This window comes from Xanthovirga aplysinae (assembly GCF_009711365.1).
In the GTDB taxonomy this organism is placed as follows: Bacteria; Bacteroidota; Bacteroidia; order Cytophagales; family Cyclobacteriaceae; genus Xanthovirga; species Xanthovirga aplysinae.
Map to the genome: position 1 here is coordinate 1 of NZ_SMMB01000179.1, position 599 is coordinate 599.

Below are 599 nucleotides of genomic sequence, written 5' to 3' on the forward strand. Positions count from 1 at the left end.
AACTTGTTCAAAAAGTTTTCTTTCGTGTAGTCTGCTTTTTCTAAATTCCATAAATTCTATTCTAATAGGTTTAATATAAAAACCTCCCCAATTATTGGGTCGTACAATTTCTATATTTTCTAACTCTACTTTCTTTTCTTCAAAATGCTTTTGCATATCCGGTATATCCTGAATTTCTTGCCCTTGCTCAAAAGCGGCAGATACAATTTTTGAGTCCCGACTCCTTTGCTTAAAGTAAATTTCGGCATCAGATTTCGAGATCTTTGATACATCTCCTTGTATTCTAATCTGTCTTTCTGTAAAAGTCCACCAAAAGGAGAGCGCAGCTTTTGAATTATTTTTTATTTCTATTCCTTTTCTTGAATTCAATGACCCCGTAATTACAAACGATTCGTTTGTAATCTCTTTTAAAGAAACAAATCTAGAATTTGGGTATCCATCTAGTCCATTAGTAGACAAACAACACGCATCAGGTAATTTCAAATTGCTAAGCTCCTTTTCCTTAGAAAACCATTTCTCAAACAGCGATATAGGGTTCATTTTTTTGTTTGTTTTTTTACATTGCATACAACGGTCCGGCTGGCTGCTGTGCTTTTTTC

The 599-nt window shown here is 33.9% G+C and carries 1 protein-coding gene; it reads right to left on the reverse strand.

All coding sequences use genetic code 11. The features are described from left to right. A partial coding sequence (locus E1171_RS00320) for a pyridoxine/pyridoxamine 5'-phosphate oxidase (protein ID WP_155202998.1) occupies positions 1–567 on the reverse strand: 567 nt, incomplete at its 3' end. Positions 568–599 lie beyond the last annotated feature (32 nt).